Origin of the sequence: Actinopolyspora alba (assembly GCF_900112765.1) — a bacterium.
Classification (GTDB): domain Bacteria; phylum Actinomycetota; class Actinomycetes; order Mycobacteriales; family Pseudonocardiaceae; genus Actinopolyspora; species Actinopolyspora alba.
In genome coordinates, this window is record NZ_FOMZ01000002.1 from 396,273 (window position 1) to 415,740 (window position 19,468).

Sequence of the window (19,468 nt, forward strand, 5' to 3'; positions counted from 1 at the left end):
CCCGCTTATCAGCCTGTGCGGAAAGTCCTGCTGGACCGCCGCCGAACACGGGGAGACAATCCGGATCGGCGATCCCGATGCGCTCACCGGCGCTTCGGCGGCAGACCGCGGCAAACCACGGGCCAACAGCCCGCCGGATCGCCAGCGGAATTGGAGGAACCGTGCGAGCACTGGTGAAACCCACCGCCGGGCCGGGACTCGAGATGACCGATGTCCCCGACCCGAGGCCGGGCGCACGAGACGTGGTCCTCAGGGTGCTGCGCACCGGCATCTGCGGGACCGACCTGCACATCGACGGCTGGGACGACTGGGCCGCCGCGAACATCACCCCGCCGCTGATCGCGGGCCACGAGTTCGTGGGCGAGGTCGTCGAGATCGGGGCCGGTGTGCGGCAGGTGGAGGTCGGCGACCTGGTCAGCGGCGAGGGGCACGTGGTGTGCGGCCGGTGCCGCAACTGCCTGGCGGGCAGGCGCCACCTGTGCGCCAACACCAAGGGCCTGGGCGTGCACTACGACGGCGCGTTCGCCGAGTACGCCGTGCTGCCCGAGTCGAACTGCTGGGTGCACCACCAGCACATCGACCACGAGGTCGCCGCGATCTTCGACCCGTTCGGCAACGCCGTGCACACGGCGCTGAGCTTTCCCGTTGTGGGCGAGGACGTGCTCATCACCGGTGCGGGCCCCATCGGGCTGATGGCCGCGAGCGTGGCCCGGCACGCGGGCGCCCGGCACATCGTGATCACCGACGCCAGCGAGTACCGGCTGGACCTGGCACGCCGGATCGGCGTCGACCTCGCCATGAACATCGCCGAGCACGACCTCACCGAGGTGCAGGAACGGCTGGACATGACCGAGGGTTTCGACGTCGGCATGGAGATGTGCGGGCAGCCCGTCGCGCTGCGTGACATGATCGCGAACATGGCCCACGGTGGTCACATCGCCATGCTCGGCCTGCCCTCCGAGGGCTTCGGGATCGACTGGAGCTCCGTGGTGCTGAAGATGCTGACCATCAAGGGCATCTACGGCAGGGAGATGTTCGAGACCTGGTACTCGATGTCGGTTCTGCTGGAATCGGGGCTGGACCTGAGCCCGGTGATCACACACCGCTTCGCCAGCGGCGATTACCAGAAAGCCTTCGACACTGCCCGACAGGGCCAGTGCGGCAAGATCATCCTGGATTGGACGGTGGAGTAGCCGATGTTCGGCAAAGCTGCCGAGGAACTGCGTGGCAGGCTGGACGAGATCCGGTCGGCCGGGCTGTACAAGCGGGAACGCGTCCTCGAAACGCCGCAGCGGGCACGCGTGGGAGTCGATTCGGAAGCGGGCAGCGGCGAGGTGCTCAACCTCTGCGCCAACAACTACCTCGGGCTGGCCGATCACCCGAAGCTGATCGAGGCCGCCAAGAACTCCCTGGACGAGTGGGGACTGGGGATGGCCTCGGTGCGGTTCATCTGCGGCACCCAGGCCCCGCACAAAGAGCTGGAACGGCGCCTGTCGGACTTCCTGGGCACCGGCGACACCATCCTGTACAGCTCGTGCTTCGACGCCAACACCGGGCTGTTCGAGAGCCTGCTCGACGAGCAGGACGTGATCATCTCCGACGAGCTCAACCACGCGAGCATCATCGACGGTGTCCGGCTGTGCAAGGCGCGACGTGCGCGCTACGGCAACCGGGACACCGCCGACCTGGAACGAAAGCTGGTCGAGCACGCCGACGCCCGCTACCGGTTGATCGTCACCGACGGCGTGTTCTCCATGGACGGCTACCTGGCCCCGCTGGACGAGATCTGCGAGCTGGCCGAGCGCCACGACGCGATGGTCATGGTCGACGACTCGCACGCGGTCGGCTTCCTCGGGCCCAACGGCGCGGGAACCCCCGAACTGTTCGGCGTCACCGATCGGGTGGACATCGTCACCGGCACGCTCGGCAAGGCGCTGGGCGGCGCCAGCGGTGGTTACGTGGCGGCGTGGCCGGAGATCGTGGAGCTGCTGCGGCAGCGGTCCCGGCCCTACCTGTTCTCCAACTCGCTGGCCCCGCCGATCGTGGCCTCCGCGCTGGCCGCGCTGGATCTGGTGGCCTCGGAGCCGGGCATGCGGGAACAGCTGCGCTCCAACAGCGAGTTGTTCCGCCGCAGGATGACCGAGGCGGGTTTCGACCTGCTCCCGGGGGAACACCCGATCATCCCGGTGATGATCGGCGACGCGGCCGAGGCCAGCCGGATGGCGGATCTGCTGCTGGAGGAGGGCGTCTACGTGATCGGGTTCTCCTACCCGGTCGTGCCGCACGGCAAGGCACGTATCCGCACCCAGATGTCCGCGGCGCTGACCTCGGAGGACGTGGAGAACGCCGTCACGGCGTTCATCCGTGCCCGGGAGAAGGCGGGTAAGCTGGCCGGGTGATTGACCCGCGTCGACTGACCGTGCTGCGCGCACTGGCCGACCACGGCACGGTGCGCGCGGCGGCCGAGACGCTGTACCTCACCCCGTCCGCGGTCTCGCAGCAGCTCACCGCCCTGGAGCAGGAGGCGGGACAGGCACTGCTGATCCGCCGGGGCAGGCGGGTCGAGCTGACCGCGGCCGGGGAGCTGCTCACCGAGCACGCGAAGGCCGTGCTGGCCGAGGTGGAACGTGCCGAGGCCAGCATGGCGGCCTGCGCCGCGGGCACCGTCGGACGCGTCGAGGTGGCCTCGTTCGCCTCCGCCATCACGCGCGTGGTGGCGCCGTCCATCACCGCGCTGCGTGCCACCGCGCCCGGGGTGACGGTGCTGGTGCGCGACGCCGAGGCGCACAACAGCCTGCTCATGCTGCTGGCCGGCGAGACCGACATCGCGATCTCGATGGAGTACGGCGCGACCGTCCGGTCCGACGAGGACCGGCTCACCAGGTATCCGCTCTACGCCGAACCGTTCGACGCGGTGCTGCCACCACGCCATCCGCTCTGCGAGCGGGAGAGCCTGCCGGTGACCGAACTCGGCGAGTCCGACTGGATCGCGCCGCTGCCGGGCAACCCCTGCCGGGAGGTGGCGCAGACCTGTTTCGCCGACGCGGGATTCGCCCCACCCATCACCCACACCTCGGACGACTTCCACGCGGTGGTGGCCCTGGTGGCCGCCGGGACGGGCATGGCGCTGGTACCGCGCAGCGCCATACCCGCCGAGCACGGCGCCGAGGTGCGGCCGTTGCGCGACCGGGTCCCCACCAGGCGGGTCTTCGCGGCCGTGCGACGCGGCAGGGAGGAGCACCCGCTGCTCCGGCGGGTGCTGGATGCCCTGCTCACCTGCTCCGAAGAGCTCTGACGGGATTTCGCCATCCCGGTCTCCGTGGGTAGTCGCCTGGTGGAACCTCTCACCCGACTCTCGCCGCGTTGTTGGGCCGGTCGCTTCGGCGCGGCGATTTCGCGAGAAATCGACGCCGCCCCGAAGCCGAACGGCGGTGCCGACCGCGGGAGCGGTGGGGTTCGGAGCGAGGCGTTGGGGATCCCCCCTCGGGGTGGTTCGGCGCGGGGCGGTTCGGCGCGGGGCGGTTCGGCGCCGTCGGCGCGTGAGATGCGGCATACTCGCGGAACACCCGCGGGTCGGGGAAACGTCCGACGACCGGCGTCCGACACACGGCGGAGGACGGCGAGCAGCCGCGAATCACGCCAGGCTCGAAAGGAACGGCACATGGCACAGCAGGACAGCGAGCGGGCCGACAACGACTCCTCCGAGTCCCGGCAGCCCGTCCGGGTGGGCACTTCGGCCGAATCCTCGGAAGGCAGGACCAGCATCGCCGCCACGGTGGTGCAGAAGATCGCGGCGATCGCGGCGCGCGAGATCTCCGGGGTTCACGCGATGGGAGGCGGCGTTTCCCGCGCTTTCGGCGCGCTGCGGGAACGCATTCCCGGCGGCAGCGGCACCTCGACCGTCTCGGGCGTGCGGGTCGAGGTCGGCGAGAAGCAGACGGCGGTGGATCTGGACGTGGTGGTGGAGTACGGCCTGCCCATCGTGGAGCTGACCAGGAGTGTGCGGCGGAACGTGATCGAGTCCGTGGAACGCATGACCGGGCTGGAGGTCATCGAGGTCAACATCGACGTCAACGACATCCACCTGCCCTCCGAGGACGAGGAGGCGGAACCGGCGTCCTCCCGGGTCGAGTGAGTCGAGCACCCCGGTGAGCACGGCCGGAGCGCGCACACCGTGCTGCGAATGAGGAGCGATACCACCTCCGGGCATGCGCACGGGTGCCCACCGGTGGTGTGATGCGGAGGAAGGATTCGACGAAAGCGAGCGGCAATGGCGCCTGTGGAACGACAGCTGATCATCGGGGGTGGCTTCCGGGAAGCGGCCGACGGCCGAAGGACCACCGACAACGACCCCCTGACCGGCGAGGTGTTCGCCACCGTCGCGGCGGCCTCGGTCTCCGATGTCACCGAGGCGGTCGACGCGGCCGCGGCCGCGTTCGACGAGTGGTCGCGCACCGGGGCTCTGCGGCGCAGGGAGATCCTGCTGCGGGCCGCGGACCTGCTGGGGCAGTACACCGAACAGGCCGTCGAGCTGATGGCAGGCGAGGTCGGCGGCACCCGGCCGTGGGCGATGTTCAACGTGGAGCTGGCCGCCGACATCCTGCGCGAGGCCGCCGCGTCCACCACCGGACCGCGCGGCGAGGTGCTCACCTCATCCGACCCCGACGAGTGGAGTTTCGCGCTGCGTCAACCCGCCGGAGTGGTCGCCGCCTTCGCGCCGTGGAACGCACCGCTGATCCTCGGCACCCGCTCGTTCGCCACCGCACTGGCCATGGGCAACACGGTGGTGCTCAAACCGAGCGAACAGGCTCCGCTGGCGGCCGGTCTCTGGCTGGCCGGGATCCTGCGGGAGGCCGGGCTGCCGGACGGCGTGCTCAACGTGGTCACCAACGACAGCGCGGACGGCGCCGAGATCGGCAACGCCCTGATCGCCGACCGCAGGGTCCGGCGGGTCAACTTCACCGGATCCACCGAGGTCGGGCGTTCCATCGGTATCGAGGCCGCCCGCCACCTCAAACCCGCGGTGCTGGAACTGGGCGGCAAGAACTCGGTGCTGGTGCTCGACGACGCCGACCTGGACTACGCGGTGGACGCGGTGACCTTCGGCGCGTTCATGAACGCGGGCCAGATCTGCATGTCGGCCGACCGGGTGCTGGTGCCCGAGACGATGCGGGCGGAGTTCGGCGAACGCCTGGGCAAGAAGGTAGCCGGACTCCCCTTCGGCGATCCCCGGGAGCGGGACACCGTGATCGGCCCGGTGATCGACGAACCGGCCGCGCGGCGGATCGCCTCGCTGGTCGACGACGCACTGGCTCGGGGAGCCGTGGCGCACTGCGGCGGGCAACCGCCGGAGGGGGCGATGTACCGGCCGACCGTGCTGAGCGAGGTCACACCGGAACACCGGATCCACTCCGAGGAGATCTTCGGCCCGGTCACCACGGTGCTCGGGTACGAGTCCGTCGAGGAGGCGATCGGGATCGTCAACGACACGCCGTACGGGCTGACCGGTGGCGTGATCACCACCGACACCCGGAAGGGCTGGGAGATCGCGCGGCGGGTCGAGACCGGCATCTTCCACATCAACGACCAGTCGGTCGGCGATCAGCCGCAGGCGCCGTTCGGCGGGATCAAGGACTCCGGTTTCGGCCACTTCGGCGGGCGCAGCGGCGTCGAGGCGTTCACCGACACCCGCTGGGTCACCTTCCGGGAACGGCAGGCGCGGTACCCGTTCTAGGCTTGTGGGAGAACTTCGCGTAGCCGGCCGGATAGCCGTCACGTGAGTCGGCGCCCTGCCGCGTTGGGCCCGCTCTTGAGTAGCGCTCCTCCCCACTCCGAGGTCGAGTGGTGCGCGTCCGCTCAACGTACCGGCTGTCCGGCCCGCCACACCCGGTGGGTCAGTGGAACCCCGGGACGATAGGCCAGCCAGGACGCGGCGGGGGCGTCCAGCGCGTGCACATCGGCACGGGCACCCGGACGCAGCACGCCGAGCGCTCCCGAACCGGTGTCACGCCGCAGCGCCCGGGCACCTCCCCGCGTGGCCGCGTACACCGCCTCGGACACGGTCATCCGCAGTTGCAGCACCGCCGTGGCGACGCAGAACGCCATGGAGGAGGTGTAGGACGAGCCGGGGTTGCAGTTGGTGGCCAGCGCCACCGTGGCCCCGGCGTCGAGCAGCTCCCTCGCGGGCGGCAGCGGTTGCCGCGTGGACAGGTCGCAGGCGGGCAGCAGGGTCGCCACGGTCCCCGACCCGGCGAGCGCGGCGATGTCGGAACCGGTGAGGTGCGTGCAGTGGTCCACGCTGGCCGCTCCCAGCTCCACCGCCAGTGCCACGCCCGGGCCGGGTTCGAGCTGATTGCCGTGCACCCGCAGCCCGAGACCGCGTTCCCGAGCGGCCAGCAGCACGCGGCGGGACTGCTCGGCGTCGAACGCCCCGCGTTCGCAGAACACGTCACACCAGGACACGTGCTCGGCGACCGCGTCGAGCATCGGCCCGCACACCAGGTCCAGGTAGTCCTCGGCGTCCCGTTCGGGGGGCACGAGATGAGCGCCGAGGTAGGTGACCTCGTCCACCTCGGCCGCCGCGATGCGGGCGGCACGCAGCTCGTCCTCGACGGTCAGCCCGTAGCCGGTCTTGGTCTCCAGCGAGGTCGTGCCCTGCGCGGCCGCCTCGGCGATGTGGGCACGCAGGTTCGCGGCGAGCCGCTCGTCGTCGGCCGCGCGGGTGGCGCGCACGGTCTCGGCGATCCCGCCCGCGGTGTAGGGCTGTCCGGCCGTGCGGGCGGTGAACTCGGCGGTGCGATCACCGGCGAAGACCAGGTGGGTGTGACTGTCGACCCAGCCGGGCAGCACGGCACGCCCTTCGAGATCGACGCGGTCGTCGGCCCGCGGCGCGCGCTCGGCCGCACCGACCCAGGCCACCCGGTCCCCTTCGAGCACCAGGGCCGCGTCGGTCCGGGTTCCCAGTTCCTCGTCGTTGGTGGTCAGCTCGGAGATTCCGGTGATAAGGGTGGACGTCATCGATCTTCCTCGCCACGTGGGTGGACTCGCGCGGAAACCTCGCCGCTCACGAGTCCTCGACCAGTTCCCGAATGCTTTCGCGCAATGTGCCCGCCACGTCCGGCACGAGCTGGTGGACGCCCTCGCGGACCACCCGTCTGCCGTCGACGACCACATCGGTCACGTCCCCCGACGTCGCCGCGGTCACAGCGGCACGCGGGGGCACCCCGGCCATTCGCGGGCTGTCCAGGTCCAGAGTGACCAGATCCGCGCGGGCGCCGAGCTCGATGCTGCCCGCGTCCGGCCAGCCCAGCGCACGATGTCCGGTGCCGGTGGCCATCATCGTGAGCTCGTCCGGAGAGAAGTGGCCGCGCACCTCGCTGCGCAGCCGCATCCCCGACTCGACGGCACGTGCCTCGGCGAACGGATCGATCACCGAGTGCCCGTCACTGCCCAGCGACAGCGGGCAGCCCGCCACCGAGAGCTCGTCGGCCGGACCCGTCCCGTCGGCCAGGTCCGACTCGGTGGTGGGGCACAGGCACACCCCGGCGCCGCTGCGCCCCAGCCTGGCGATGTCGCCCGCCGCCGGGTGGGTGGCGTGCACCGCCGTGGTGGCTGTTCGCAGCATCCCCTGCTCCTCCAACAACTGGGTGGGGGTGCGACCGTGCACCGCGAGGCAGGCGTCGTTCTCCGCACGCTGCTCGGACAGGTGAACGTGCAGCGGTACCCCGCGGGTGCGGGCGAACTCGCGCACCACCGGCATGGCGGCTTTCGGCACGGCCCGCACCGAGTGCAGCGCGGCACCGAGGATCACCCCGTCGTGGCTGCCGTCGAATCCGTGCACCCGCTGGGCCCACTCGTCCGCGGTGCCGTCGGAGAACCTGGTCTGCACCCCTTCCGGCGGGGAGCCGAAACCGCTGCTGAGGTAGCAGGTGTCCAGCAGGGTCAACCTGATCCCGGCCTCGCGGGCCGCTGCCACCAGTGCCGCGCTCATCGCGTTGGGATCGTCGTAGCGCTGCCCGCCCGGGGCGTGGTGCAGGTAGTGGAACTCCCCCACCGCGGTGAACCCCGCCAGCACCATCTCCGCGTAGACCCCCAGGGCCAGCCGGTAGTAGGTGTCCGGGTCCAGTCGCTCGGCCACGCGGTACATCCGGTCGCGCCAGGTCCAGAACGTGCCGCGTTGCTCCGCTCCCCTGCCGCGCAGCGCGCGGTGGAAGGCGTGCGAGTGCACGTTCGCGGCACCGGGCAGGGTCAGGCCGCGCAGTCGTGGGGTGTCCGGCGGTGGTTCGACCGCCGGGGTGACCCCGGTGATTCGCGCACCGTCGGTCTCGATCAGCACGTCACGGACGGGGCCGTCCTGCAGCCAGGCCCACTCGCACCAGTAGGACATCCGTTCGGGCAGCTCCTCTCGTGTCACGGGCACCGCCTGTTGTCGAGGCCGACGGACGTCGGGTCCGGCGGTCATCGGCTCCACCGCCGCAGCACCGTCGCGAGCGCTTCGGCACCGGCGTCGCAGTCGGCCGGTTCGGCGTGCTCCTCCGGAGCGTGACTGACACCGGTGGGGTTGCGCACGAACAACATGCCGGTGGGCATCCGCGCGGCGAGCACCCCGGCGTCGTGCCCGGCGCCGGTGGGCAGTTCCGGTGCGTCCAACATCGTGGTGAGTTCGTCGCGCAGCGAACCGTCGAAGGACACCGTGTCCGAATAGGACTCCTCGGACAGCCGCACCGAGCAACCCTCCTCGGCTGCCAGCGCGCCCGCACGGCGGTGGAGCTCGTCGACCATTCCCCTGGTGTCGGCGTCGGTGTGCGCGCGGGCGTCCAGCCAGACGTCGACCGAGGCGGCGATCACGTTGGTTCCCGACGGGAGCGGCTGGATACGTCCGACCGTGGCTCTGGCGTCGTCGTGGTTCGCGGCGACGCGACGGGCTTCGGCGACCAGCAGCGAGGCGGGCAGCATAGGGTCCCTGCGGTCGCCCAGTGGGGTGGCTCCGGCGTGGTTGCCCTGTCCGGTGAACCGGAACCGCCACCTGCCGTGGGCGAGCATCGTCGAGGCCACCCCGACGGGTCGCTGTCGGTGTACCAGTCCCCTGCCCTGTTCCACGTGCAGCTCCAGGAACCGGGACACCCGGGCCAGGTTGGACTCGTCCGGTCCGGTGTGGTCCGGGTTCTTCCCGGCAGCGCGCATCGCCTCGGCCAGTGTGGTTCCCGAGTCGTCGCGCAGCCCGAGCACTCGCTCCGGTGCCACGGTTCCGGCCGCCAGCCGGGAACCCAGGCAGGGGAGCCCGAAGCGCCCGCCCTCCTCCTCCGCGAAGACCACCAGGGCCAGCGGACGACCGGGGCGGAATCCCTCGGCACGCAACCGGTCCACCGCGGACAGGGCGCTGACCACGCCCAGCGGCCCGTCGAACTCGCCGCCGCCGGGCACGGAGTCGAGATGACTGCCGGTCGCGACCGCCCCCTCGCCGGGGCCGGACACTCCGGGTCCCGACCACCAGGCCCAGAGGTTGCCGTTGCCGTCGGGCACGACCTCCAGCCCCCGTCGTGCGGCCTGTTCGACGAACCACTCGCGCAGCTCGTGCTCCGGGGTTTCGAAGACGTGCCGGGAGTACCCGCCACGGCCGTGGTCCCTACCCACTCGTTCGATGTCGGCGAGCAGCTCACTCGGCGTGGACACCGTTCCCTCCGTTCACTCGCTCCTCGGAGCTTCCCGCTCTCCGGTGGCCGTTGCCGATTCCGTTCCCCACCCGTTCCGTTCCCCACTCGGCGATTTCGCGAGAAATCGACGCCCACGCGGGGTGTGTGGCGCGGCCGGGCGTCGATTTCTCGCGAAATCGACGCCCACCGATGATCAACCGGGTAGCCCCCGTCAAGGGCCCAGGCTTCGTCAAGGTCGTGGAATTCGGACACCGCGTTCGTCGGCCACCTCGCGCGCCCGTTCGTAACCCGCGTCGACGTGGCGCATCACCCCCGTGCCGGGATCGTTGGTCAGCACCCGACGCAGCTTGCGCTCCGCCAGCTCACTGCCGTCGGCCACGATCACCTGACCCGCGTGCAGCGACTTGCCGATACCGACACCACCCCCGTTGTGCACTGACACCCAGGTCGCACCGGATGCCGTGTTGACGAGGGCGTTGAGCAGCGGCCAGTCCGCGACGGCGTCGGAACCGTCTGCCATCGCCTCGGTCTCGCGGTAGGGCGAGGCCACCGAACCGGTGTCCAGATGGTCCCTGCCCAGCACCACCGGGGCGCGCAGCTCGCCGGAGGCGACCATCTCGTTGAACCGCACCCCCGCCAGTTCGCGCTGCCCGTAGCCCAACCAGCAGATGCGGGCGGGAAGCCCCTGGAACGAGACCCGCTCGCCCGCCATCCGGATCCAGCGGGCCAGGTGCTCGTCCTCACCGAACAGCTCCAGGATCGCCCGGTCGGTGGCGGCGATGTCGGCCGGATCACCGGACAGCGCGGCCCACCGGAACGGCCCCTTGCCCTCGCAGAACTGCGGGCGGATGTAGGCGGGCACGAAGCCCGGGTAGTCGAAGGCCCGCCCGTAACCGGCGGTGCGGGCCTCGCCTCGCAGCGAGTTGCCGTAGTCGAACACCTCGGCTCCGGCGTCGTGGAAGCCGACCATCGCCTCGACGTGCCGGGCCATGGACTCCCTGGCGCGCGCGGTGAACTCTTCCGGGGCGCTGCTCGCGTAGTCGGCCCAGTCCGCGGTGGACACCCCGGCAGGCAGGTAGGACAGTGGATCGTGCGCGGAGGTCTGGTCGGTGACGATGTCCGCCTCGACACCGCGCCGCAGCAGTTCCGGCAGCACCTCGGCCGCGTTGCCGATCACCGCCACCGAGCGGGCTTCGCGACGCTTCCTGGCCGACTCGACACGTTCGAGCGCGTCGTCGAGTCCCTCGGCCACCTCGTCCAGATAACCGTGCCCGACACGGCGGTGCGCCCGCTCCGCGTCGCACTCGACCACCAGCGCGACCCCCTCGTTCATGGTCACCGCGAGCGGCTGGGCACCTCCCATCCCACCCAGTCCGGCGGTGACGGTGAGGGTTCCGGCCAGTGTCCCGCCGAAGCGTTTCGCGGCCACCGCCCCGAACGTCTCGTAGGTGCCCTGCAGGATCCCCTGCGTACCGATGTAGATCCAGGACCCGGCGGTCATCTGGCCGTACATCGTCAGCCCCAGCGAGTCGAGCCTGCGGAACTCCGGCCAGTTCGACCAGTCCCCGACCAGGTTCGCGTTGGCGATCAGCACCCGCGGCGCCCACTCGTGGGTGCGCAGCACCCCGACCGGCTTGCCCGACTGCACCAGCAGGGTCTCGTCCTCGGATAGCTCGGTCAGCTCACGCACGATCGCGTCGTAGCTGGCCCAGTCCCTGGCGGCCTTGCCGGTGCCGCCGTAGACGACCAGGTCGTCCGGCCGTTCGGCCACCTCGGGGTCCAGGTTGTTGCGCAGCATGCGCAGCGGTGCTTCGGTGCTCCAGCTCCGCGCGGTCAGTTCGGTTCCGCGCGGGGCGCGCACGGTACGGCTCGCGGTTGTCACGAGTGGCCTCCGAGTACGGGATCGACGTGCTCGGCCGCCGCACGGTGGACCTCGCCGGAGGCGAGCAGCTGTTCGGCGGCCAGGATCTGGGGGGCGACGTGCTCGTCCGGTCCCGGACCGGACACGTGGGTGCGCAGCAAATCGCGCACCGCGCCCGTGGCGGGTGCCGGACGCAGCGGCGCGCGCAGGTCGAGCGCCCGGGCGGCTGTCAGCAGCTCGACGGCCAGCACCTTGCGCAGCCCGGACACGGCGGTGCGCAGCTTGCGGGCGGCCGACCAGCCCATGGACACGTGGTCCTCCTGCATCGCGCTGGTCGGGATGGAGTCGACAGAGGCGGGATTCGCCGCGCGCTTGAGGTCGGTGACCACGCCTGCCTGGGTGTAGTGCGCGATCATGTAGCCCGAGTCCACGCCGGGGTCGTCCGCGAGGAAGGCGGGCAGGCCCTGCGACCTGGCGACGTCGAGCATCCGGTCGGTGCGGCGCTCGGCGATGCCCGCGACGTCGGCCAGCGGTATCGCGAGGAAGTCGAGCACGTGAGCCAGCGGCGCGCCGTGGAAGTTGCCGTTGGACTCCACGCGCCCGTCGTCGAGCACCACCGGGTTGTCGATCGCGGCGGCGAGCTCACGTTCGGCGACGGTAGCGGCGTGCTCGATGGTGTCGCGCGCGGAGCCGTGCACCTGGGGTGAGCAGCGCATCGAATAGGCGTCCTGCACCCTGGTGCAGTCGGGTCCGCGGTGACTGGCCACCACGGGAGAGTCGGCGAGCAGCGCGCGCATCCGCGCGGCCGAGTGGGCCTGTCCCGGGTGCGGGCGCAGCGCCTGCAGGTCGGCCGCGAACGCGCGGTCGGTGCCCAGCAGCGCCTCCACGCTCATCGCGGCGGTGACGTCGGCGACGTCGACCAGTTCGGACAGGTCGCGCAGTGCCAGCACCAGCATCCCCAGCATGCCGTCGGTGCCGTTGGTCAGTGCGAGACCTTCCTTCTCGGCCAGCGTGACCGGCCGGATTCCCGCCTCCGGCAAAGCATCGGCCGCGGGCCTGCGCGCTCCCGCCGCGTCGAACACCTCGCCCTCGCCGGTCAGCGCCAGCGCCACGGCGGCCAGCGGCGCCAGGTCGCCGGAACAACCCAGCGAACCGTACTCGTGGACCACCGGGACGATGCCGGAGTTGAGCAGCTCGGCCAGCGCGTGCGCGGTCTCGGGGCGCACCCCGGTGCGTCCGGTGGCCACGGTGTGCAGCCGCAGCAGCATCAGCGCGCGCACCACCTCCGGTTCCACCGGATCGCCCGCCCCGGCCGCGTGGGAGCGCACGAACGACGCCTGCAGCGCGGCCCGCCGTTCCGGCGGGATGTGGCGGATGGCCAGCGCGCCGAAGCCGGTGGAGACCCCGTAGGTGGGTTGTTCGGCGGCGGCGAGGGTGTCGATGTGCTTGCGGGTGTCGCCGATGCCCTGCTCGGCCGATTCGGAGAGCCGCACGCTCGCCCGCCCCCGGGCCACCGCCATCACCTGTTCGACGGTGAGTGGTTCCGGCCCGACCTCGGTGGGCGCGGTGCCGGAATGCCCCGGGGCCGGATGTTGGGTGGGCGGATGCTCGACGTTGTACCGCATGGGTCCATCCCATCGCGGGACGCGCCCGCCGGAAAGCCGGGATACGGTGTTCGTGTCTGGGATTTCAGACACCGGCCCGTTGCCGGGCGGGCGTACCGTTCCGGAGGCGTCGGTCAGTCGGGTTGGGCTCGGCGGGTTCGGTCCGGCGGGCTCGGTTCAGCTGGTCGGGCCGGTCGCGTTCTAGGGAGAGAGCTCTTGGGATCCAGCAGCGACGTTCCGGCGCTGCGACGCGGACTCGCGGTGTTGCGAGTGCTGGCGGCACGGCCCGGACCGGTGTCGGCGGCGGTGATCGCGCGGGAGCTGGAGCTGCCGCGTTCCACGACGTATCACCTGCTGGCGGAGCTGACCGAGGCCGGTTTCGTGACCCACCTGCCCGAGGAACGGCGCTACGGGTTGGGGGTGGCGAGTTTCGAACTGGGTTCGGCCTACCTGCGGCACGAGCCGCTGGAACGGCTGGCCGGACCGCTGCTGCGGGATCTGGTGGATCGGGTGGGTTACAACGCCCACCTCGGCGTGCTGCACGGCAACGAACTGCTTTACCTGATCAAGGAACGGCCGTCACGGCCACAGACGCTGGTCACCGACGTGGGCGTGCGGCTGCCCGCGCAACTGACCGCCTCGGGCAGAGCGATGCTGGCGCACCTGCCGCGCACCCAGGTCCGGGCCCTGTTCCCCCGCCAGGACGGTTTCGTGCTGCGCACCGAACGGGGACCTCGGGATCTTCCCGAACTGCGGCGACTGCTCACGCGGGAGTACCGGATGGGCTGGTCGGTGGAGGACGGCCAGATCACCGAGGGGTTCGCCTCGGTCGCCAGCGCGGCGTTCGACCACGGCGGGCGCCCCACCGCCGCGATCAGCGTCACCCTGCGGCACCACTGCGAGCCGATCGGGACGGCCGCGGCGGAGAGCGGACGATCCCGCGCACCGTGCGGGGAGAACTGGCCGGAACTCGCCCGGCTGGTGCGGGCGACAGCCGACGAGCTGACCAATCGGATAGGTGGGCGAACCGGCCGAGGCGATTGAGCCGCGACCCGTCGTCCACGCGGCCGGCCGAGACCGGCCGTGGTCAGCTGTCGAGTCCGGACCGCTCCGGAACTCGGCAGCGCACTACCGGCGGTCCGCGGCGAACCGGGACCTCCTCGGAGGGGGTGGGCCGTAGCGGTGGCGGTGCAGGATCAGCAGCGCGAAGAAGCCGACTATGCCCAGGATCGCGAGCAGGGCCAACGCCTTCGACCCCTGACCCGGCAGCATCAGGTTGGCACCGTTCAGCGAGATCATCAGCCCGAGCAGCGTCTGGTTGCGCCCGGCCGCGCGACTCGCGGCTGTGCCGCGTTCCCAGGGGCGTACCGCCACCCTGCCGGTCCAGCCCAGGGTCCCGAGCAGCACGGCCGCAGCACTGCCGACGAATCCGACCGCCAGGGAAACGAGCAGGAACCAGTCCATCATCCCGCCAATCGTTTCGAGGAGTACCGCTCTCCCGGCCGCGGCCGGGGACCGTACTTCCTGCGGTGCAGGATCGACAGGGCGAGGAATCCGGCGATCGCCACGAACGCGACGACGGTCAGCAGATCCGAGCCGAGGCCCGACAACCGCACCGCGGCAGCGTTCGCCCCGATCATCAGACCGAACAGAATCACGTTGCGGCCACCGTCCCGGTTCGCCCGCGTCCCCCGCTCCCAGGACCCCGCCGTGACCCGACCCGCCCAGGCGAGCGCACCACCGCCCACGAGCACGAGACCACCGAGCAGCTGGATCACGAGTAACGCGGTATCGAAGGAGTCCATGACTCCGGGGTACCAGAGAACGATCGCCACCGTGCCCGCGTCACGAAATCTCCACGACGGACTCACCCGGGCAGGCGAAAGATTCCCCACCGGGAAGCCCCACAGGAACAGGCCGGAAACCGGCCATCGTCACCGCCGAGCAGGCCAGCTGATGCGTGCGGCTCCGAGCGGCAGGAACCGAACCGTCACCCCGCGAGGCGCTTCCCCGCCAGCCGCTTCGCGGCGTACGGCGACTCCGAACCGGGCTGCGGCCGGGGGCCGTACTTCCTGCGGTGCAGGATCGACAGGGCGAAGAAGGCGACCATGGTCACCGCCAGCAGGGCGCTCAGCGGACCGAATCCCGTGCCGGGCACGGCTGCCGCGACACCGTTCACTCCGATGATCAGGCCGAGCAGCATCTGGTTCCGGCCGCCCTCCCGGTTCGCCCGGGTCCAACGCGCCCAGGAGCTGGCGGAGACCTTACCCGCCCAGCCGAGCGCGCCGTAGACCATGAACATCGTACCGACGAGCGACGCGACCACCAGCCACACGACATCGAAGGAGTCCATGACTCCGCGATACCAAACAACCGGCCCCGTTGTCCGCCACGTTACGAAATCTCCACAGCGGACTCACCCGGACGTCCGAGAGTTCCGCTTCCGCACAGCACTCCGAGAGCGGGAGCGGCCTGGAACCGATCCGCTATCCCACCATGCGTTTCGAGGCGTACCGCTCACCGGGCCGCGGTGGCGGCCCGTACCGCCTTCGGTGTCGAAGCCCCAGAATCAGATAACCGAACGCCGCCACGACAGCGACGACGGACAACAGCAGCGAGGTGATCCCCGACCACACGGTGCCGATCCAGGACAGCACGTAAGCACAACCACCAGCACCAAGCATGAGCCCGAGCAGAATGATGTTGCGGCCACTGTCGCGGTTCGCCCGCGTGCCGCGTTCCCAGGACCCAACAGCGGTCCACCCAGCCCGGGCGAGCAGCAGCGAGAAGCCACCTAACAGCAGCAGCACGAGCGCGACGACTTCGAGTTGGTCCATGACTCAGCCGTATCAGAAGTCCCCCTCGCCGTGCCCCGCGTTACGGAAACTCCGCAGCGGACTTCCTCGGACAGCGGAACCGTCATCCGAACCGGCCGGGACGACGAACTCGGGCCCCGACCGGACGGACGCCGCGAGGTCAGGGTGCAGCGCGGTCAGGGTGTCGCGGGAGTCGGGAGCACTCTCTCGGGCTCGGTGTCGTACTCGAGCTCGATGTCGTGGTCGACCCCCTCACCACCGGTCAGGTGCAGCCGGGTCGAATCGGGTTCGGGACCACGCGCCGACAGCGTGTAGTCCCCTTCCGGGAGACCGTCGAACACGTAGCTGCCGTCGGCTTCCGGACTGGTCACGGCCACACTGGTACCGCGCTCGTCGAGCAGGACCAGGCGGAGCTCGGTCAGGGGGGTGCCGTCCGTACGGGCTCGCACGGTCCCACGGATCCTCCCCGAAGCGGACAGCGCGAGATCGTGGTGGGTGTTCTCGCCCGCACCGCACGTCACGGCAGCCGCGGCGGGTCGGTGACCGGGTGCCGAGGCGGTGAGCGTGTAGGTGCCCGCCTCCAGCCGGGGCACTTGGTACTCCCCCGCCGGTCCGGTGATCGCCGCGTCGAGCACCTCTCCCCGGGCATCGGTGATCGTGACCGTGGCCCCGGCGATCCCGGCGTTCTCGCCCCCGTTGCCGGTGACGGTGCCGGTCACGGCGGCTGTGGGAGCCCCGACCCCGCTGCCACCCACGGTCATGTCGCGGCGGGTGGACCGATCGCCGACGCTGATCGTGCGGACTCCGGGAGCGTGTTCCCCGGAAGCGGCCACGAGCAGGTAGTTCCCCGGCCGCGGCAGGGCGAGTTCGTACTCGCCGTTCCCGTCGGTGTGGGTCTGCGTCACCTGGTTGCCCGTCGGCTCGATCACGGTTACCGGGGTGTCCGTCAAGGGACGGCCGGTGGTGTCGTGGAGCTGCCCGTGAGCGCCAGGGCCTGCCGTCTCAGCCGGTTCGGCCCCGGAGACGCCATCGGTCTCCGCGACGGCCACCGAGGCGCTGGTCATCGCCGTGCTCGCGGACCGCGAGTTTTCCGACCGGGCGCCCAACGGCTCGGCGTCCGCACGAGTGGGCGCGCCGTCCTGCTGGGCTTCGGAGCTCGCTCCCGACTCGGCGTTGCGCTCGGTGCCCAGCGGTTTCTCCCGCTGCAGCAGCGCGAGCACGAAGGCCGCGCCCAGCAGCGGAACGAAGTAGAAGAACACCGGCGGCAGTGCTCCGGCGAACGCCTCGACGAAGCCGTCGCGCAGCCGCGGCGGCATCTTCTCGAGTGCCTCCGGGGTGATGCTGCTGGCGTCGATCGAGGCCTGCTCGGCCAACCGCGGCGGCAGTGTCCGATCGAGCTGGTCGGACAGCCTGCTGTTGAACAGCGTTCCCACCAGCGCGGTACCCACGGAGGCGCCGAGTTGCCGGAAGAAGTTGACTCCGGAGGTCGCCGATCCCAGGTCGGCACGGGACACCGAGTTCTGCACGGCGGTGGTCAGCACCGGCATGATGGAGCCGATCCCGGCGCCGAGCAGCACCATGTAGCAGCCCGACTGCACGCGGGTGGTCTCGACACCCATCGTGGAAAGCAGGTACATGCCGACACCCGCCAGCACCGTGCCGTAGATCGGGAAGATCTTGTAGCGCCCGAACTGCGTGATCAGCTGTCCGGTGAGGAACGAGGCCCCCATCATGCCGATCACCATGGGCAGCATCAGCAGCCCGGAGTTGGTCGCTCCCGCGCCACCGACGATCTGCAGGTAGGTGGGGATGTAGGTCACGGCTCCGAACATGGCCAGCCCGACCGCCAGGCCCAGCGAAACGCAGATCGCGAAGACGCGGTCGGTGAACAGCCGCAGCGGGATCACCGGTTCGGTGGCGCGGCGTTCGGCGAGGACCCAGCCCACCGTCAGCACGACGAACCCGGCCAGCAGCCCGAGGATCGTCGGGCTGTTCCAGGCGTAGTCGGTGCCTCCCCAGCTGGTGACCAGCACCAGGCACGTGACCGCTCCGGCCATCAGCGCCGCCCCGGGGTAGTCGATGCGTGGGGACCTCTTGCTGCCGGGAAGCTTGAGCACCAGGCTGACCACGGTGATCGCCACGGCACCCAGCGGAATGTTGATGTAGAAGATCCAGCGCCAGTTCAGCTGCTCGGTGAAGAACCCGCCCAGCAGGGGACCGAGCACAGTGCCGATTCCGATCAACGGCGCCAGCATGCTCATGTAGCGTCCCCGCTCCCGGGGACTGGTGATCTCGCCGATGATCGACTGCGCACCGACCATCAGGCCACCGGCCCCGACTCCCTGGACGGCGCGGAAGGCGATGAAGGCGTTCATCGACTGCGCGATTCCGGCGAGCACGGAGCCGAGCAGGAACATGCCGATGGAGAACAGGAAAACGGGTTTGCGGCCGAGCAGGTCCCCCAACTTGCCGTACAACGGCATGGTGACGACCTGGCCGAGCAGATAGGCGGTGACCGTCCAGGAGATCCGGTCGAAACCGTCCAGGTCACCGGCGATCGTGGGCAGTGCAGTGGACACGATCGTCTGGTCCAGCGCCGCCAGCAGGATGCTCAGGATCAGACCGACGAAAATCAACCAGATGCGGCCCTGGCTCAGCCGCGTCTCATCCTCGGGAGGTGGCGTGCCTTCCCCGGTGGGTAACGTGGTCGCGTCGCGGGCGCGCGAGGGCGCGGCGTTCGGCAACGAAACTCCTCGTCGTCAACAGGCGGTGTCGCTCGTGGAACGTGCGGTGTGGGATCCCGGTCGTACCGACACCGGGGAGCCGTGCGATTTCAGAGGCCGAGCTGAAGCCGGTCGAATGCCTCGTCGATCAACGCGTCGAGTTCGGCGTCACTGCCGCCGTGCCAGTGCTGGAAGGTCACGCGAGCCACCGTGGTGACCGTCGCCGCCACCAGCTTGGGGCGTAGTTCGCTCTCGACGTCCACGCCGAGGTGCTCGGCCACCGCTTCGGCGATGGCGCGTTCGGCGGCGGCGAAGTTGGCCATGTGCTGCGGCAACAGTGCCGGACACTCGGAGAGCAGCCGTTTGCGCAGCAGCATCTCCTCGCGCATGTCGACGACATCGACCGCTGCCTCGTGCAGGGCCTGTCGCAGGATCGACAGCAACGGCTGGTCGGGGACGGCCGCCAGGGCCGTGCTTATCCGGCACCGGAGTTCGGCTCCGTCACCGACCAGCGCTTCTTCCTTGCTGCCGAAGTAGTTGAAAAATGTCCGTGTCGAGACTCCGGCCTCCTGGCCGATCGCCTCTACCGTGACCTGGTCCACACCGTGGGCCGCGGCCAGTCGCAGTGCCGCACCGCGGAGCGCGCGACGAGTGGCCTGCTTCTTGCGCTCGCGCAGGCCTGTCTCGGCAGCCACGTGTGTCGTCGTCACACGACGATTATTGCGTGCTATGCAAATTTTCGCAACACGCAAGGTTATGTCGACCGCCACACCCCGACACCTCGGCCGTGTTTGCGTAATTGGCAAATTTC

17 protein-coding genes are annotated in these 19,468 nt (G+C 70.4%); 6 read left to right on the forward strand and 11 right to left on the reverse strand.

Going from position 1 to position 19,468, the window contains the following annotated elements; translation table 11 throughout:
* Positions 1-161 precede the first annotated feature (161 nt).
* The 5 genes from tdh (at position 162) to BM150_RS04415 (ending at position 5,734) form a co-directional block, all read left to right on the forward strand.
* Entirely contained in the window at positions 162-1,193 is a 1,032-nt protein-coding gene (gene tdh, locus BM150_RS04395; protein WP_092924196.1) for an L-threonine 3-dehydrogenase, read from the forward strand.
* Positions 1,194-1,196: 3 nt separating this feature from the next.
* Positions 1,197-2,399 (forward strand): glycine C-acetyltransferase, encoded by a 1,203-nt coding sequence (locus tag BM150_RS04400; protein ID WP_092924199.1) that lies wholly within the window; start codon positions 1,197-1,199, stop codon positions 2,397-2,399.
* On the forward strand, positions 2,396-3,295 hold the full coding sequence (locus BM150_RS04405; RefSeq protein WP_092924202.1) for a LysR family transcriptional regulator: 900 nt from the start codon (positions 2,396-2,398) through the stop codon (positions 3,293-3,295). The genes BM150_RS04400 and BM150_RS04405 overlap by 4 nt, the downstream gene beginning before the upstream one ends.
* A 366-nt stretch (positions 3,296-3,661) precedes the next feature.
* Positions 3,662-4,135 (forward strand): Asp23/Gls24 family envelope stress response protein, encoded by a 474-nt coding sequence (locus BM150_RS04410; protein ID WP_092924205.1) that lies wholly within the window; start codon positions 3,662-3,664, stop codon positions 4,133-4,135.
* Between the two features lie 135 nt (positions 4,136-4,270).
* A complete protein-coding gene (locus tag BM150_RS04415) occupies positions 4,271-5,734 on the forward strand; it encodes an aldehyde dehydrogenase family protein (RefSeq protein WP_092924208.1) in 1,464 nt (487 codons plus the stop codon).
* 122 nt (positions 5,735-5,856) lie between these two features.
* On the opposite strand, the gene hutI is transcribed toward BM150_RS04415, so the two are convergent.
* The 5 genes from hutI to hutH all read right to left on the reverse strand — a co-directional run bounded on the left by hutI (position 5,857) and on the right by hutH (position 13,139).
* Positions 5,857-7,017 (reverse strand): imidazolonepropionase, encoded by a 1,161-nt coding sequence (hutI, locus tag BM150_RS04420; RefSeq protein ID WP_092924211.1) that lies wholly within the window; start codon positions 7,015-7,017, stop codon positions 5,857-5,859.
* A 46-nt stretch (positions 7,018-7,063) separates the two neighbouring features.
* Positions 7,064-8,419 carry a formimidoylglutamate deiminase gene (locus BM150_RS04425; RefSeq protein WP_425427405.1) on the reverse strand — a complete coding sequence of 452 codons (1,356 nt, stop codon included), beginning with the start codon at positions 8,417-8,419 and terminating at the stop codon, positions 7,064-7,066.
* Between the two features lie 38 nt (positions 8,420-8,457).
* Positions 8,458-9,672 (reverse strand): allantoate amidohydrolase, encoded by a 1,215-nt coding sequence (locus tag BM150_RS04430; protein ID WP_092924214.1) that lies wholly within the window; start codon positions 9,670-9,672, stop codon positions 8,458-8,460.
* Between the two features lie 210 nt (positions 9,673-9,882).
* Complete coding sequence (hutU, locus tag BM150_RS04440) at positions 9,883-11,535, reverse strand: urocanate hydratase (RefSeq protein WP_092924220.1); 1,653 nt, start codon at positions 11,533-11,535, stop codon at positions 9,883-9,885.
* Positions 11,532-13,139 (reverse strand): histidine ammonia-lyase, encoded by a 1,608-nt coding sequence (gene hutH, locus BM150_RS04445; protein WP_092924223.1) that lies wholly within the window; start codon positions 13,137-13,139, stop codon positions 11,532-11,534. Before hutH ends, hutU begins: the two co-directional genes overlap by 4 nt.
* 195 nt (positions 13,140-13,334) lie before the next feature.
* Here hutH and BM150_RS04450 point away from each other — a divergent pair, with 195 nt between their 5' ends.
* A complete protein-coding gene (locus BM150_RS04450; protein WP_092924226.1) occupies positions 13,335-14,162 on the forward strand; it encodes an IclR family transcriptional regulator in 828 nt (275 codons plus the stop codon).
* Between the two features lie 84 nt (positions 14,163-14,246).
* On the opposite strand, the gene BM150_RS04455 is transcribed toward BM150_RS04450, so the two are convergent.
* From BM150_RS04455 to BM150_RS04480, 6 genes are all read right to left on the reverse strand, one after another.
* Entirely contained in the window at positions 14,247-14,585 is a 339-nt protein-coding gene (locus tag BM150_RS04455) for a hypothetical protein (protein WP_139219448.1), read from the reverse strand.
* Complete coding sequence (locus tag BM150_RS04460; RefSeq protein ID WP_139219449.1) at positions 14,582-14,923, reverse strand: hypothetical protein; 342 nt, start codon at positions 14,921-14,923, stop codon at positions 14,582-14,584. Before BM150_RS04460 ends, BM150_RS04455 begins: the two co-directional genes overlap by 4 nt.
* Positions 14,924-15,108: 185 nt before the next feature.
* A complete protein-coding gene (locus BM150_RS04465; RefSeq protein ID WP_092924235.1) occupies positions 15,109-15,471 on the reverse strand; it encodes a hypothetical protein in 363 nt (120 codons plus the stop codon).
* Between the two features lie 133 nt (positions 15,472-15,604).
* Positions 15,605-15,955, reverse strand: coding sequence for a hypothetical protein (locus BM150_RS04470; RefSeq protein ID WP_092924237.1), 351 nt, complete (start codon positions 15,953-15,955; stop codon positions 15,605-15,607).
* Positions 15,956-16,110: 155 nt separating this feature from the next.
* Positions 16,111-18,678: an MFS transporter gene (locus tag BM150_RS04475; protein WP_092924240.1), complete on the reverse strand. Its 2,568-nt coding sequence runs from the start codon at positions 18,676-18,678 to the stop codon at positions 16,111-16,113.
* An 89-nt stretch (positions 18,679-18,767) separates the two neighbouring features.
* Positions 18,768-19,367: an acyl-CoA-like ligand-binding transcription factor gene (locus BM150_RS04480; protein ID WP_175496680.1), complete on the reverse strand. Its 600-nt coding sequence runs from the start codon at positions 19,365-19,367 to the stop codon at positions 18,768-18,770.
* Positions 19,368-19,468 lie beyond the last annotated feature (101 nt).

Coding starts and splice junctions, on each gene's coding strand:
- BM150_RS04400 (WP_092924199.1), top strand. CDS start 1,197: ATGTTCGGCAAAGCTGCCGAGGAACTGCGTGGCAGGCTGGACGAGATC.
- BM150_RS04410 (WP_092924205.1), top strand. CDS start 3,662: ATGGCACAGCAGGACAGCGAGCGGGCCGACAACGACTCCTCCGAGTCC.
- BM150_RS04415 (WP_092924208.1), top strand. CDS start 4,271: ATGGCGCCTGTGGAACGACAGCTGATCATCGGGGGTGGCTTCCGGGAA.
- hutI (WP_092924211.1), bottom strand. CDS start 7,017: ATGACGTCCACCCTTATCACCGGAATCTCCGAGCTGACCACCAACGAC.
- hutH (WP_092924223.1), bottom strand. CDS start 13,139: ATGCGGTACAACGTCGAGCATCCGCCCACCCAACATCCGGCCCCGGGG.
- BM150_RS04455 (WP_139219448.1), bottom strand. CDS start 14,585: ATGATGGACTGGTTCCTGCTCGTTTCCCTGGCGGTCGGATTCGTCGGC.
- BM150_RS04460 (WP_139219449.1), bottom strand. CDS start 14,923: ATGGACTCCTTCGATACCGCGTTACTCGTGATCCAGCTGCTCGGTGGT.
- BM150_RS04465 (WP_092924235.1), bottom strand. CDS start 15,471: ATGGACTCCTTCGATGTCGTGTGGCTGGTGGTCGCGTCGCTCGTCGGT.
- BM150_RS04470 (WP_092924237.1), bottom strand. CDS start 15,955: ATGGACCAACTCGAAGTCGTCGCGCTCGTGCTGCTGCTGTTAGGTGGC.